Source organism: Bradyrhizobium sp. 179 (assembly GCF_023073535.1).
GTDB lineage: Bacteria > Pseudomonadota > Alphaproteobacteria > Rhizobiales > Xanthobacteraceae > Bradyrhizobium.
In genome coordinates this window covers 73,183-86,772 of sequence record NZ_JADPJR010000072.1, presented here as the reverse complement: position 1 = coordinate 86,772, position 13,590 = coordinate 73,183, and the positions used below count along the sequence as shown (strand labels likewise).

General features: G+C 67.2%; 11 protein-coding genes. 4 read left to right on the top strand and 7 right to left on the bottom strand.

Going from position 1 to position 13,590, the window contains the following annotated elements:
- Nucleotides 1-15: 15 nt before the first annotated feature.
- A complete protein-coding gene (locus IVB12_RS18110) occupies nucleotides 16-225 on the top strand; it encodes a hypothetical protein (RefSeq protein ID WP_247279592.1) in 210 nt (69 codons plus the stop codon).
- A gap of 196 nt (nucleotides 226-421) precedes the next feature.
- Nucleotides 422-973 (top strand): hypothetical protein, encoded by a 552-nt coding sequence (locus tag IVB12_RS18105; protein ID WP_247300923.1) that lies wholly within the window; start codon nucleotides 422-424, stop codon nucleotides 971-973.
- A 213-nt stretch (nucleotides 974-1,186) separates the two neighbouring features.
- Here the strand turns inward: IVB12_RS18105 and IVB12_RS18100 are convergent, their stop codons facing one another.
- Complete coding sequence (locus IVB12_RS18100) at nucleotides 1,187-2,071, bottom strand: metallophosphoesterase (RefSeq protein WP_247300922.1); 885 nt, start codon at nucleotides 2,069-2,071, stop codon at nucleotides 1,187-1,189.
- A 92-nt stretch (nucleotides 2,072-2,163) separates the two neighbouring features.
- On the opposite strand from IVB12_RS18100, the gene IVB12_RS18095 reads away from it, so the two are divergent.
- A complete protein-coding gene (locus tag IVB12_RS18095; RefSeq protein ID WP_247300921.1) occupies nucleotides 2,164-2,655 on the top strand; it encodes an NUDIX domain-containing protein in 492 nt (163 codons plus the stop codon).
- Nucleotides 2,656-2,802: 147 nt separating this feature from the next.
- Nucleotides 2,803-3,318 carry an N-acetyltransferase gene (locus tag IVB12_RS18090; protein ID WP_247300920.1) on the top strand — a complete coding sequence of 172 codons (516 nt, stop codon included), beginning with the start codon at nucleotides 2,803-2,805 and terminating at the stop codon, nucleotides 3,316-3,318.
- 114 nt (nucleotides 3,319-3,432) lie between these two features.
- Here IVB12_RS18090 and IVB12_RS18085 read toward each other — a convergent pair whose 3' ends face one another.
- The 6 genes from IVB12_RS18085 to IVB12_RS18060 form a co-directional block, all read right to left on the bottom strand.
- On the bottom strand, nucleotides 3,433-5,799 hold the full coding sequence (locus IVB12_RS18085) for a TonB-dependent receptor (RefSeq protein ID WP_247300919.1): 2,367 nt from the start codon (nucleotides 5,797-5,799) through the stop codon (nucleotides 3,433-3,435).
- Nucleotides 5,800-5,949: 150 nt separating this feature from the next.
- Complete coding sequence (locus IVB12_RS18080) at nucleotides 5,950-6,363, bottom strand: DUF2946 family protein (RefSeq protein ID WP_247300918.1); 414 nt, start codon at nucleotides 6,361-6,363, stop codon at nucleotides 5,950-5,952.
- Between the two features lie 355 nt (nucleotides 6,364-6,718).
- A complete protein-coding gene (locus IVB12_RS18075) occupies nucleotides 6,719-8,782 on the bottom strand; it encodes a hypothetical protein (protein WP_247300917.1) in 2,064 nt (687 codons plus the stop codon).
- Nucleotides 8,783-8,789: 7 nt separating this feature from the next.
- Nucleotides 8,790-11,603, bottom strand: a complete 2,814-nt coding sequence (locus tag IVB12_RS18070) for a DUF4159 domain-containing protein (RefSeq protein WP_247300916.1) — start codon at nucleotides 11,601-11,603, stop codon at nucleotides 8,790-8,792.
- The gene (locus IVB12_RS18065; RefSeq protein WP_247300915.1) at nucleotides 11,600-12,544 is read right to left on the bottom strand and encodes a DUF58 domain-containing protein; all 945 of its coding nucleotides are present in this window, start codon (nucleotides 12,542-12,544) and stop codon (nucleotides 11,600-11,602) included. The genes IVB12_RS18070 and IVB12_RS18065 overlap by 4 nt, the downstream gene beginning before the upstream one ends.
- Nucleotides 12,544-13,542 (bottom strand): MoxR family ATPase, encoded by a 999-nt coding sequence (locus IVB12_RS18060; RefSeq protein ID WP_247300914.1) that lies wholly within the window; start codon nucleotides 13,540-13,542, stop codon nucleotides 12,544-12,546. The genes IVB12_RS18065 and IVB12_RS18060 overlap by 1 nt, the downstream gene beginning before the upstream one ends.
- Between the last annotated feature and the right edge of the window lie 48 nt (nucleotides 13,543-13,590).

Genomic DNA, 13,590 nt, shown 5'->3' with positions numbered 1-13,590 from the left:
CGACAGGAGACTGACATGACCAAAGGCAGCAATTTCTGGGTGATCGGCGGCGAGTTCGGTTCGATGAACTTCCACAAGCTCGTGGAAGGCTCGGCCCAGGTCAAAGGTCCGTTCAAGACCCGCAAGGAAGCCGAGGACTGCTGGCGCGAGGTGTCGGAAGAGAGCCGCTACAAGGCCGGCGTCCGCTTCTCCATCGTGGAAGAGCCGTCGCGGGTCTCGGCCTAAGGATCCCGGCTGCCGATCGAACTAAGAAGACGTCCAAGGACGGATGGTCCCACCTAGGCCTTAGCCTGGGTGGGATCGTCTGTTTTCGGCACAGGTGAAACGTCTGTGGCCGCCGTAAGTATCTGGAATTGTGGACCCTTTGCGGGCGCTGTGGTTGCTGATAGGTTAACTCCCGTGTTTGAGGACGAGGCCGACAATGTCAGAGCCCGAAACCAGCGGGATTCATCCCAGCCAGCCGCGCCCGGTGCGGCTGCGCGATGCACTGTTGCGCGCCCGGATCGAGGCCGCCGACCGGACCGGCGTGGTCGTCGACCTCAGGGATGCCGAGGTGGCCCGGCTGGAGATCCTCAACGACGCGCTCGATCCTCTGTTCGCGCAGGTGCCGGAGCAGATCGACCTCTTCGACCGCGGCATCAGCCAGGGCGATACGCCCAGGCTCTGGATCGACGTCGTCGCCCACATCTTGATGGGGCGTGACAAGCGGATGTACCGCTTCGTTCAGGACACCCGCTTCGGCCGCATCGTGCTCGCCGAATCGCACGACACTGCGGTTATCGTCGAGGCCGTCACCGATTATGTCGCGCGCCGCATGATCGAGCGCGAGCGCGCGATGGTGGTGCCGCCCGAGCCGAAGCCCGCCGCCGAGCCGCCGCGCCGCTCGCGCGTGTGGCCGTTCCTGTTCGGCTTCATTCTCGGCGCCGCGGCGCTGTTCGGCCTTGCCGTAGTAGCGGCCTTGCGGAGCTGGTGAGGACAATTCTCGTAGCCCGGATCGAGCGAAGCGCAATCCGGGATACCTGTCGCGACAGATGCACTGCCCCGGATTACGCTACGCTCCATCCGGGCTACCAAGCGGGGCCGGTGAATTTCTCTCCGCCGTCATTGCGAGCGAAGCGATGCAATCCAGGAATCTTTCCGCGGAGGGGCTCTGGATTTGCTTCGCTTCGCTCGCAATGACGGCGAACTAAATCAACCGCGCATGCTTGATCTGCCCGATCTGAAATCCAGCGCCCAGGCTCCGCACCGTCTGCTCGCAGCGCCAGCCGGCATTGTCCTTTTCGATCGTGAACAGGTTATACGCCGCCGCCGGGTAACGTCCGTGCGCGAGCGCCGACGCCGAAGGCACGCCGAGTGCGGGAATATTGCCGTTCGGGCCCTCGAACCACATCGTCGAATGAATGTGGTCGTGCCCGTGCAGGATCAGCTCGACGCCGTGCCGTTTCAACAGGGCCAGCAGCTCGGCCGCGTCCGTCATCCGCTTCTGGCGCGCGACGGATCTCAGCGGATGGTGCACCAGCAGCACGCGGAAGACGTCTTCCGCCGCGAGCCGCTCGAGCACCTCTGCGAGGGCCGCGAGCTGATCGCGCCCGAGCGTGCCCGTCGCCATCAGCGGCAGGGTCGGTACCGCCGTGGACAGGCTGATCAGCGCGAGCGGCCCGCGCCGGCGCACGGCGGGGAAGGCAACGGTATCGGGCGTATCCGCGGCGATGTAGTGCAGGAACGTCTCGCCGAAGCGATGGCGCGTCGCGCTGACATAGGCGTCGTGATTGCCGGGAATCGCGGTGACGCGGTCGGGCGGACCGACGCTTTCGAGCCAAGCCAGGGCCGGCGCGAACTCGGCTTCCAGCGCGAGGTTGACGAGATCGCCCGTCACCGCGATGTGGTCGGGCGCCTGGGCCTTCATATCGGCGACCAGCGCGTCGAGCACCTCGCGGCGCTGATATTTGTGCCGGTTGCGCGTCCAGTTGATGTAGCCGAGCGCGCGCTTGCCCGCGAGCTCGATCAGCCGCGGCTTCGGCAGTGGCGGCAGATGCGGGTCGGACAGATGGGCGAGCGTGAAGGGGGCCATGGCGCGCGATTGCCTCGCTATTGCTGCGCTGTAATGGCAAGGTCGCAGCCAGCGCGCAAGCGCGGCTCGAAATGGGGCGTCAAGAAGGCCTGATGCGAGAACGTCTGAACAGCATTCGACGACAATGCGAGCCGCTGCTGCGGCACCTCTTCCATGCCTATTTCCTGCTGGTTCGCGGGATGACGCTCGGCGTCCGCGCCGTGGTGCTGGACGCCGAGAACCGGGTGTTTCTGGTCAGGCACAGCTACGTCACCGGTTGGTACCTGCCCGGCGGCGGCGTCGACTTCGGCGAGACCATGGCGCAGGCGCTGCGGCGCGAACTCAAGGAGGAGGGCGACATTGATCTCACCGGGGACGCCGTGCTGCACGGCATCTTCCTCAACAGCCACGTCTCCCGCCGCGACCACGTCGCCGTCTACGTCGTCAGGCAGTTCAGCCAGGACCGCCTGCCCGGACCGAACCGCGAGATCGTCGAATGCGGGTTCTTCGCGATCACGGCGCTGCCCGAGGGGACCACGCCCGGCACACGGCTGCGGATCGCGGAAGTGCTGGACGGTAAGCCGCTGATTGCGACGTGGCGATGAGGGCGGCCCGTGCCAGTGCGTGAGGGTTGTGGTTCAACGGTGCAAACTGGCGAGTCAGAACGCCTCCCGTCGGCGCTGAAAAAGGAACTGAGCATCTTTGCTGCCCGATGGACCGCGCTGCGTCCAGGTGCTATCCCGCGCGCTGACATGAGCGATCTCTCACTCACCATCCTTCCCGAGGCCGCCGGCGACGCTCAGGCGATCGAACGGCTGCACGAACGCACCTTCGGCCCCGGCCGCTTCGTGCTCAGCGCCTACCGCATCCGCGAGCATGTCGACCATCTGCTCGAATTGTCTTTCACCGCGCGCATCGGGACGCTGCTGGTCGGCTCGGTCAGGCAGTTGCCGATTCTGATCGGCGACACGCCGGCGCTGCTGCTGGGGCCGCTCACCGTCGAGCCGCCGTTCCGCGACCGCGGCATCGGCCGTCTCCTGATGGAGCGCGCGCTGAAGGACGCCAAGGAAAAAGGCCACGCCATCGTGCTCCTGGTCGGCGATGAACCCTATTACAGCCGCGTCGGCTTCAAGCCGGTCGCAAAGGGCCGCGTCACCATGCCGGGTCCGGTTGACCCCGCCCGCATTCTGGTGTTCGAGCTCGTCGACGGCGCCTTCGAAGGCGTATCGGGGCGGGTTGCGCCGGACTGGAGCAAGGCGCGGAGGTAGGTGCTACGACGCTGTGAATTGGAAGCGCGGCGGTGCCGATACTCGGTCATTGCGACGGCGTGAACCAGCCGGGCGAGGCCAGCCGGGGCCGCTGTGGGCCCCGACTGTATGAGCTTAGAACTTGAAGTTCGCAAATGCCCGCACGCCAATGCCGGGCATCAGCACCTCGTCCTTGGTGTAGGACACCGAGTTGCGGATGTTCTCGTTGAGGAGATTGTTGCCGACGATGCCCGCCATCATTTCGCGCGCGCCGAACCAGTTGCGGTCGAGCTTGGTCTTGTAGCTGACCTCGGCTTTCAGCAAATTGTAGCCCGCTGTCGGCGTCTCCGCGATCACCGCGACGTTGTTCTGCGCGAAGGCGTGCAGCAGGTTGACGCGCATCAGCCAGTTGTCGTCGCGCCAGAATACGCCGCCGCCCATTCTGAGCGGCGGAATCCGCGGCACGTTGGTGCCGTCGCTGAAGGTGGCGCGGACGAAGTCGAGCTGGTTCTCGATGCCCCAGATGCCGCCCTGGAAGGCGCCGACGTCGAGCTGCGACTGGAATTCGCCGCCGCGGAAATTCGCATTGCGTTGCGAATAGACCGCCTGGTTCAGCTCGCCATCTGGTCCCCCGCAGGACGCAAAGTCGTCATCGCAGGACACGCCGGTGAGGCGGCGATAGATGAAATTGTCGAAATGCGTGTAGTAGACCGTTGCCTCGAACCGGAACGGCCCCGTTGCCCTGCGCAGGCCGACCTCGATCGATTTTGCGGTCTCGATGGTGAGGTTCGGATTACCGATGTCGAACGTCGCGGTCGCGTCATGGCCGCCGCGTGAAAACAGCTCGGCCGCCTTCGGCGCGCGCTCGACATATTGCGCGGTGACGCTGCCGACCATGCCACCCGGCAGGTCCTGCAGCAGACCGATGCTGCCGCTCTTCGGCGTGAAGGACGGATTGCGCGCGATCGCCGTCTGCGGCGTGCCGTCGGGCAGGTAATCGGCGGGGAAATCAGGCGTCGTGCCGTGCAGCTCGACATGCTCGATGCGACCGGCGATCTGTGCCCGCGTCGCCTCGGTGAACTTGAACTCGTTGAAGGCGTAACCAGCAACGCGCGTGCTGTTGTTCGGGTCCCACAGGCCGTTGAACAGCGTGCCGGGATTGTCGGGGCTCGGCGCACTCAATTCCTGATGTCCGACCTGGAAGCCCAGCGCCGTCGTCACCTCGGCGAAGCGGGCATTGAACGGCATCAGCTGCACCTCGGTGCGGATCTCCTGCTCCTTGTTGGTGAAGGTCTGGCGCACGCCGTCGCTGTTGGGGTCGACGGGATCGGCAAGGCCGATCTCGTTGTGCCGGTAGTCCGTCGCGCCGGCCCAGAAGCGGACCGCGTCGATCGCGGCCGCGTCGGGGTGGTACTCGCCTTTGACGTTGATCTTGGTCTGATGTGCGTCGATCCGCGTGTTGTGGTCGGCGCCGTCGATGCCGGGGATGTGGTAGAGCGAGTCGTTCTGCGTGATCGATGCGCCGATATAGCCGCCCTGGAAGAAGTAGGAGCCGCCGATCGAGGCGCCGTCCGAGCGAGTCGCCGAGTTCGGCTGTCGGCCGTTCACCGGGCGCGACTGGTCGGTCAGATAGGGATAGCTCGGGATATAATAGTCGGAGGTCGTGCGGCCATAGGCGTCGGCATGGAATGCAAAATTGCCGCCGCCGGTGTCGAGCAGCACGCCGCTTTCGACGCCGCGATCGACCGAGCTGAAGGCGGTGCGCGTCTCGGCGGTGACGCAAGGAGCGGTCGCGGCGCTCGCGAGCGGGGCCTTGGTCGGCATGCCATAGGTTTGGAATGAGGGCGCGCAAGCAGGCATCGCGTCCGGAATCCGGTTGTTGGTGGCGCTGACGACGCCGCCGATCGAGGTCGAGCCGTAGCGCAGCGCCGCCGGCCCGCGCACCACTTCGATCTGGTTGGTGGCGAGCGGATCGATCGGGACGAAATGGTCCTCACCGAGATCGGAGGCGCCGCCGGCATTGGTGCCGTTCTCGACGATGCCGACCCGGTTGACGTCGAGACCTCTGATGATCGGCCGGCTCGAGGCGCCGGGTGCGAAGCTCGAGCCGGTGATGCCGGGCTTGGAGAACAGGAGATCGCCGAGCTGGCCGCCGCCCTCGCGGCGGATCTCCTCGTTCGGCACCACGGTGACGGTAGCGAACTGGTTGGTCACAACAGGCAGCACGCCCTGCTGCGGCGCGGCGGGCGCGGATGCCGCGGGCGCCGCTTCCACCGTTTGTTGGCGGCTGCGCACCCGCGCGGTCCGCGTGCCGCGGCCTGCGGTGCGGGAGGGCACCACCGCTCTGCGCACGATCGGGCTCGGCGCCGTCACGGTGACCGCGGGAATCTCGGTCGACGACTTGTCCTCGGCCGACTGGGCCAAGGCAGGTGTGGCGGCGGCACTGAGCAGGAGCAGGCTTGCTCCGCCAAGACGCTGCGCGCGTCGCAATTGAAATGACATGGTCCTGATTCCACTCAGGCGCCGTCCGCATGATTGTATCGTCTGCTGATCGGAGGCGGCCTGCCGTCGCAGCGCGACGGAATTCGACTTCAACTTCCCCCCAGGCATTCGCCGACAGTAGCGAGGCTGGGCGTGATCAAGCGTTGGAGGTCAGGACGCGGGAGGGGCGCGGGGCTGGAATGCCGTGCCGGCCGATTTCAGATGGACGAATTCGGCGCCGGTGGTGCGGTGGAGCAGTTCGATCGCTTGCGGCAGCAGCAGCACGGGCGGCGTCGCGAACACAATTGTGCACGCCATCGCGACGACAGCGCAGATCGCGCAATTGTCCTCGCCCGGATGCTCGCGGTCGGGACCGACCGGCGATCGCGCCTGGACTGCGGCGCGGTCGATCGCAGCAACGCCCTTGACGCTGTCCTTGACGCCGTCGGTCTGCTGCAGCGAGGATTGGGCGAGGGCGGCCTGCGCGAACCAGTGGCTGTGGCCGAACGTCAGCGCGAACTGCACCAGCATCGCGAACAACGCGAGCCGGGCAGCATGCCTCACATTCGACCGAAACCATTTCATCCGAAAACGCCCCACACCGCGCGGCCAATCCCCTGCCATCGCGGCGTTACAATGTAACATCGCCCGATCGGACAGTGGATGTCAACGGCGGCCGGATCGGCGCACGCAGGGCCGCGACCCGATGTGTCGTTCCGGCAACTAGAGTGGATGTCTGGTTAAATGGTGCGTGCCCAGAACTCGAAGCACCTTTCCCGTGGGGAGAAGTCGGATCGCATCGAGAGATGCGATCCGGGTGAGGGTTTACAGTCCTACGGTGAGCTGCCGCCTCTCACCCGAATTGCTACGCAATTCGACATCTCCCGTGGGGAGAGGTGTTTGATGGACAGCCAACCGAATTTCAACGAGCTTCGTGAGTTTACCGCCCTTCGCGGACCCAGGTCGCGGCGAAGGCGCCGAGCAGCAACAGCAGGCCGATCAGCCCGGCGAAGATCGGCAGCACGCCGACGCCTTTGACGACGCTGGCGTCGCGCATCCGCACTCCCATCCAATTGTCGCCGTGGAAGACGCTCGCAGAGCGCACCGGCAGGATGCGCGGCAGCTCGACGCTGGTGCCGTCGACCACGCGCACGGCGTTGCCGCCGGTCGCCTGGGTGAGCGGCTTCAGGGTTTCGGTGGTGGAGGTGACTTCCGAAAACTCCTTCGGATTGGTCGGGCCGACATTGATCAGCGCCTTCAGCGTGCCGTCGGTGGCCTGCCACAGGCCGAGCTCGTTCGCCGGCAGGCTGGCGCGCCACTCGCCGGGATCGCCAGGGCTGAGCGTCAGGTCGTGCGACACGCCCGAGGGCGAGGTCACGTTCACCGGCTGGACGCTGTCTGACATGGTCTGGCGCACCACGACGAGATCCTTGCCCTGCACCTGAAGGCGCAGCGCTTCTTCGTCGAGATCCGGCTGCTTCATCAGCCAGTGCGACATCCGCCTGAGCAGGTCGAGATGCGGGCCGCCGCCCTCATAGCCGCGCGCCCACAGCCAGATGTGATCGGACAGCAGCAGCGCGACGCGGCCCTCGCCGAAACGCGACAGGAACAACAGCGGCTTGCCATCGACGCCGGTCATGACCGGCGGGTTGACGGCGTTGCGGGTGTCGACGGTGCGGAAGAATCGGCTCCAGTGTGGCGGCTCGCTGGCGGAGCCCTCGAGCCCGCGTGTGACCGGATGGCGTTTGCCGATGTCGGACAGATGCGCATAGAACGGCTTTTCCGTCACGCCGACCGGTTCGGCCGGCAGCACCGAATCCAGCGGCGTGCGCCAGATGCTGGTGTTGGAGGCGTAGTCGGGGCCGGCCGAGACCAGCACCGCGCCGCCCGAGCGGACATAACGTGCGATGTTGTCGAAATAGGCGATCGGCAGCACGCCCTGGCGAGCGTAGCGGTCGAAGATGATCAACTGGAATTCGTTGATCTTCTGCTGGAACAGCTCGCGGGTCGGAAACGCGATCAGCGACAATTCGTTGATCGGCGTGCCGTCCTGCTTCTCCGGTGGACGCAGGATGGTGAAATGCACGAGATCGACGCTGGCGTCGGACTTGAGCAGATTGCGCCAGGTGCGCTCGCCGGAATGCGGCTCGCCCGAGACCAAGAGCACGCGCAGCTTGTCGCGCACGCCGTCGATGGCGACGACGGCGCGGTTGTTCACCGGCGTCAATTCGCGTTCGAGGGGCGAAGCCTCGATCTCGACGATGTTCGGGCCGGCATGCTTGATGTCAACGTCGACGCTTGCGGCCTGGCCGCTCGATAGCGTGCGCTCGTTGATGACCTCGCCGTCTCTGCGGACCGTGACCTTGGCGCGCTCGCCGGTGACGCCCTGGTCGTCGAGGCGGTAGCTGATGGTCTGGGTCTGCCCAACGATGCCGAAGCGCGGCGCCGCCGTGATCGCGATGCGGCGGTCGCGCTCGTCCTTCTGCCCGGTGACCAGCGCGTGCACCGGCGCCTGGAAGCCGAGCGCGGTTGCGTTCGCCGGAATGTCATGGACGCGGCCGTCGGTGATCAGGAACGCGCCGGCGACACGGTCGACCGGCACGTCCGACAGGGCCGAGGCGAGGGCGCCGAACAGTTTGGTGCCGTCGGTCTCGCCGTCCGCCTGTCCTGCATCGACGACGCGGACTTCGAGGCCCTTGATCTTCTTCAGGCTGTCGACCAGCGCCTCCTGCGCCTGCGCGGCCTCGCGATTGCGGTCGCCGAAATTCTGGCTCGGACTCTTGTCAACGACAACCGCGGCGACCGAGGTGAGGGGATCGCGATCCTCCCGGGTGAAGGAGGGATTGGCGAGCGCCAGCAGGAACAGCGCCAACGCGGCGACGCGCACGGCCGCCCCGCGCGCGCGCGCCAGCAGCAGCACCAGCGCGACGACGACGATCGCGGCCAGGGCGAGCCACAGCACGATCGCGGGAACAAGTGGCGTGAACGCGATGCCGTAATTCATATCGATCCTATTGCCCCAGCCGTTCGATCAGCGCCGGTGCGTGCACCTGGTCGGCCTTGTAGTTGCCGGTCAGGGTGTACATCACGATGTTGGCGCCGGCGCGGTAGGCGAATTCGCGCTGGCGGGTGTCGCCGCCGGTCACCGGCAGCATGGCCTGGCCGTCGGGCCGCACCGCCCAGGCGCCGGCAAGGTCGTTCGAGGTGATGATGATCGGCGAGACGCCGTCGCCGCCGCGCGCCGGGCGCTGCGCGCTGTCCTCGTCCTCGTCGCGCGGCAGGGTCTCGACCCAGGTCTGGCCGGTGACGAAGCGGCCGGGAAAGTCGCGCAGCAGGTAGAACGTCTTGGTTAGCACGTGCTCGCGCGGCACCGGCTCGAGCTCGGGCACGTCGAGCGAGGACAGGATCTCGCGCAGCGTCTGCATGGCCGGGGTCTGCGCGGCACCGTTCGCGCCGGGCGGTGCTTCGATCGCATCGCGGGTGTCGAACAGCACGGTGCCGCCCTGCTTCATGTAGGCGTCGATCTTGTTGATGGCATCCTGCGGCGGCTTGGGCGCACCGGGCACGATCGGCCAGTAGATCAGCGGAAAGAAGGCGAGTTCGTCGCGCGCGGGATTGACGCCGACGGGATCGCCGGCCTCGAGCGCAGTGCGCTGCGCCAGGAACAGCGTCAGCCCGTTCATCCCCGCCTTGACGATGGAATCGACGTCGGCATTGCCTGTCACGACATAGGCGAGGCGGGTCTGCGACACCGCCTTCATCGCGAAATCGTCCGTGACGCCGTCGGCGCGCGAGGGCGCCGGCGAGAGCGACGCGAGGCCTGCAAGCACGATACCGAGCACGATCATCGCTGGCGCGGCGCGGCGGCGCAGCAGCGCGGCGATGCCGCCGCCGAGCAGAGCGACGATGACCGCGTCGATCAGAAACAGCGCAAGCGCCGTCGACAGCAGCCAGCCGCGCAAATCGCGCGGCTCGGCGTTGGTGTAGGTGGCGTGCCGGGCGCGCAGGCTCGCGGTGTTCAGGGCTGCGATACGGTCGGCGGCGGCAAGCGTGTTCACGGCAAGCGGTCCTTCGGCCGGACCATAGAAGCCCGGCGGATGATCGGGTGTGGCGCGGTCGCGATAATCCGCGGGCAGCGGTTTTGCGGTGGCCGGCGGCGGGCCGAAGGCGCCGAAGCCGTCGAGGATGTGCAGCGGCGCCACCGTCTCGGCGGTGGTCTCGGCTGCGACCCCGGCGCCGGGCTTGGTGGTGTAGCCGGACATGTCGACGACACGCCGCAGCATTTCGACGAAAGTGCCTGACATTGGCAGATCCGACCAGCGCATGTCGGCGCTGACGTGGAACAGGCTGACGAGGCCCTTGCCGCGATGCTCGCCGGTCACCAGCGGCGTGCCATCCTCCAGCGAAGCCCAGCTCTTGGTGGCGAGCACCGCGTCGGGCTCGGCCAGCACCTGGCGGCTCACGGTGACGTCCTTGGGGACCACGACGCCGGCAAACGGCCCGTCGGCGGCGAAGGAGGCGAGATGCTGCGGCTTCTCCCAGGTCAGGCTGCCGCCGAGCGTGCGGCCACCCTTGCGCAGCTTGACCGGCACGAGATCGTCTTCGGCCTGCGCCAGGCGGGGTCCCGCGAACCGCACCAGCACGCCGCCCTGGTCGATCCAGGCGTTGAGGCGCTCCCGCAGCTCGGGCGCGATGGTGCCGACATCGGCGAGGATGATCATCGGCAGCTTCTGGTCGAGGAATTGGGTGATGCCCTGCTGCGGCGAGCCCTTGTCGGCGAGCCGCACGTCTGCGAACGGCGCCAGCGCGCGGGTGAGGTAGAAGGTCGGCGCCAGCAGCGGCTGCGCGGTTTCGCTGGTTGAGCCCGAGACGATGCCGATGGCGCGGCGGCGCCAGCGCTTGTCGAGCAGCTGCACCGCGCCGGCGGAGCGCTCGCCGGATATTTCGAGCCGCGTGATGTCGTTGCGCAGCTCGACCGGCAGATCGAACGCTGCGTCGGTTTCCTTGTCCTGCGGGCCGAACGAATAACGGGCTTCTCCGATCGGCGAGGCCTTCTGGTCCAGCGCGCGCACCGTGCCGACGGCGATGCCGCTGTCGGTGCGCAGCACCTTCACCGTCATCCTGGCAGCGGCGTTCTCGGCCGCGACCAGCGCCAGCGGCGCAGAGGTGCCGCCTTCGAACACGGTCAGGCTGCGATCGCCGACAGTCTTGCCGAGGCCAGCCACGAATTCTTCGCCGCGGCCGGTGTCGACGCCGTCAGACAACCACGCGATCTCGCAGTCGCCGGTCGTTTTCAGGAAACGGTCGATTGCGGCCAGGGTCTCGACGCGATCGATCGAATAAGGCTTCGGGGCGAGCTGGCGCAGCGCGACGCGCGCCGCACCCGCCGGCATCAGGGTGATGTCGCGGTTCGGCTCCGACAGCGGCACCAGCGCGATGGCGCGGCGATCGTTGTCGGCGTTGGCGATCAGCTCATCGGCGGCCCTGATCCTGATGTCCCAGTGCGACGCCGCGCTCCAGCCATCGTCGAACATGATCATCAGCGGCGCCTTGCTGCCGGCGGCGCCTGTTTGCGGATTCCAGATCGGGCCGGCGGCGGCGAAAATGACGAGCGCCGCAGCTAGAAGCCGCAACGCGGTCAGCCACCATGGCGTCCGCGAGGGCGTCTCTTCGCGCGGCGCGATGTCGAACAACAGCCGCGTCGGCGGAAACTCGATCCGCCGGGGCCGCGGCGGCATCACCCGCAGCAGCCACCACAGCACGGGCAGGCTGACGAGGCCGATCAGGAGCAGCGGTTCGGTGAAGGCGAGCGGCAATCCCATCATGCGGCCGGCCCCGCCTTGATCGCCGTGGTGCGGGCGCCCGACTTGCTCACCTGCATGCCGGCATGCAGGAACAACAGCAGCTCGGCGGCCGAGCGCTCGGTCGCGTGCGTCGTGAACAGCCAGTCGAGCTTGTTGGTCTCGGCGCGGATCTGGTCGCGGTGCAGCGCGAGCCGCGCGGTGTAATCCTGTGCCCAGCTCTCGGCGCGGCCGGCGGTGATCACGCCGAAGCCCTCCGGCTCGACGAACTCGACGCGGCCGGAGTACGGAAACGACTCTTCGGCGGGATCGACGATCTGCACTAGGGTGCCATGCGCGCCGGAGCCGGACAACCCTGTGAGCGTCGTCCTGATCTCGGAGATCGGCGACCAGAAATCCGACAGCACGATCGTCTCGGCGAGCGCCGACGGCACGAAGGACGGCGGCAGGCTGAGGCGTTCGGCGTCGTCATGCAGCATCGCTTGCGCCATCTTGTCGATCACGCTGCGGCTCGCCGTCGGCGCCATCAGTCCGGGAACACCGACGCGTTCGCCGCCGGAGACGAGCAGCTCGGCCAGGGCGAAGGCGACGATCAGCGTGCGCTCGAGCTTGGACTCGCGCGCGATTTTCGACGCGAAGGCCATCGAGGGCGAGCGGTCGGGCCAGATCCAAACCGTGTGTGCGGCCTCCCATTCCTGCTCGCGGACGTAAAGATGGTCATCACGCGCCGAGCGGCGCCAGTCGACGTTCTGCGACGGCTCGCCCGAGACGAAGCGGCGGTATTGCCAGAAGCTTTCGCCGGAGCCGGCACGCCGGCGGCCGTGCAGGCCGTGGATGACGTTGGCGGCGATACGGCGGGCCTCCAGCACCAGGCGCGGCAGCGAAGCGGCGAGCGTGCGGCTTTCGCCATCGGCACGTCGGATCGCGATGATCTCCTTCGCTGTGTGCCCGTTCTCTGCCGCCATCAACCAATCCGTGTCTTCAATTGCCGGATCACGTCCGGAATCGTGCGGCCTTCGGCGCGCGCCTGGAAGGTCAGCGCCATGCGGTGCTTCAGCACGGGCTCGGCGAGGTCGAGCACGTCGTCGATCGAAGGCGCGAGACGGCCGTCGATCAGCGCACGCGCGCGCACGGCCAGCATCAGCGATTGGCTGGCGCGCGGGCCGGGGCCCCAGGCGATGAACTTGCCGGCCTCGCCGCTCTCCGCGCCCGGACGGGCCGAACGCACCAGCGACAGGATCGCCTCCACGACGGAATCGCCGACCGGCAGGCGCCGGATCAGCCGCTGCGCGACGATCAGCGCATCGGCGCTCATCGAGCCCCTGGCCAGCGTCTCCTCGGCGCCGGTGGTCTCGAACAGGATGCGGCGCTCGGCATCCCGATCGGGATAGTCGACGTCGATCTCCATCAGGAAGCGGTCGAGCTGCGCCTCGGGCAGCGGATAGGTGCCTTCCTGCTCCAGCGGGTTTTGCGTGGCGAGCACGTGGAACGGCTTCGGCAGGTCATGGCGCGCACCCGCAACCGTGATGTGCTGCTCCTGCATCGCCTGCAGCAGCGCCGACTGCGTGCGCGGGCTGGCGCGGTTGATCTCGTCGGCCATCAGCAGCTGCGCGAACACCGGACCGGCAATAAAGCGGAAGGCCCGCTTGCCCGCGGTGCTCTCGTCTAATACCTCGGCGCCGAGAATGTCCGAGGGCATCAAATCGGGCGTGAACTGGATGCGCTTGGCGTCGAGGCCCAGCGTGACGCCGAGCGTCTCGACCAGCTTGGTCTTGGCGAGACCGGGCACGCCGATCAGCAGCGCATGACCGCCGGAGAGGATCGTAACCAGCGTGTTCTCGATCACGCGATCCTGGCCGAAGATGACCGAGGCGATCGCCTCCTTCGCCGCGCGAATTTGGCTAGATACCTGCTCGGCCGAACGGACGATTCCGTCTTCGAGTTTCTCGACACTTTCCGCCATTCGCTCGCTCTCCTTCAGCCTGCCACGCGGCTTGCCTGCGTCGTCACG

What these genes read in the sequence shown, in the direction of transcription:
- IVB12_RS18060 (WP_247300914.1), bottom strand. Translation starts at nt 13,542, where the DNA reads ATGGCGGAAAGTGTCGAGAAACTCGAAGACGGAATCGTCCGTTCGGCC.
- IVB12_RS18065 (WP_247300915.1), bottom strand. Translation starts at nt 12,544, where the DNA reads ATGGCGGCAGAGAACGGGCACACAGCGAAGGAGATCATCGCGATCCGA.
- IVB12_RS18090 (WP_247300920.1), top strand. Translation starts at nt 2,803, where the DNA reads ATGAGCGATCTCTCACTCACCATCCTTCCCGAGGCCGCCGGCGACGCT.
- IVB12_RS18085 (WP_247300919.1), bottom strand. Translation starts at nt 5,799, where the DNA reads ATGTCATTTCAATTGCGACGCGCGCAGCGTCTTGGCGGAGCAAGCCTG.
- IVB12_RS18070 (WP_247300916.1), bottom strand. Translation starts at nt 11,603, where the DNA reads ATGATGGGATTGCCGCTCGCCTTCACCGAACCGCTGCTCCTGATCGGC.
- IVB12_RS18080 (WP_247300918.1), bottom strand. Translation starts at nt 6,363, where the DNA reads ATGAAATGGTTTCGGTCGAATGTGAGGCATGCTGCCCGGCTCGCGTTG.
- IVB12_RS18075 (WP_247300917.1), bottom strand. Translation starts at nt 8,782, where the DNA reads ATGAATTACGGCATCGCGTTCACGCCACTTGTTCCCGCGATCGTGCTG.
- IVB12_RS18110 (WP_247279592.1), top strand. Translation starts at nt 16, where the DNA reads ATGACCAAAGGCAGCAATTTCTGGGTGATCGGCGGCGAGTTCGGTTCG.
- IVB12_RS18095 (WP_247300921.1), top strand. Translation starts at nt 2,164, where the DNA reads ATGCGAGAACGTCTGAACAGCATTCGACGACAATGCGAGCCGCTGCTG.
- IVB12_RS18100 (WP_247300922.1), bottom strand. Translation starts at nt 2,071, where the DNA reads ATGGCCCCCTTCACGCTCGCCCATCTGTCCGACCCGCATCTGCCGCCA.
- IVB12_RS18105 (WP_247300923.1), top strand. Translation starts at nt 422, where the DNA reads ATGTCAGAGCCCGAAACCAGCGGGATTCATCCCAGCCAGCCGCGCCCG.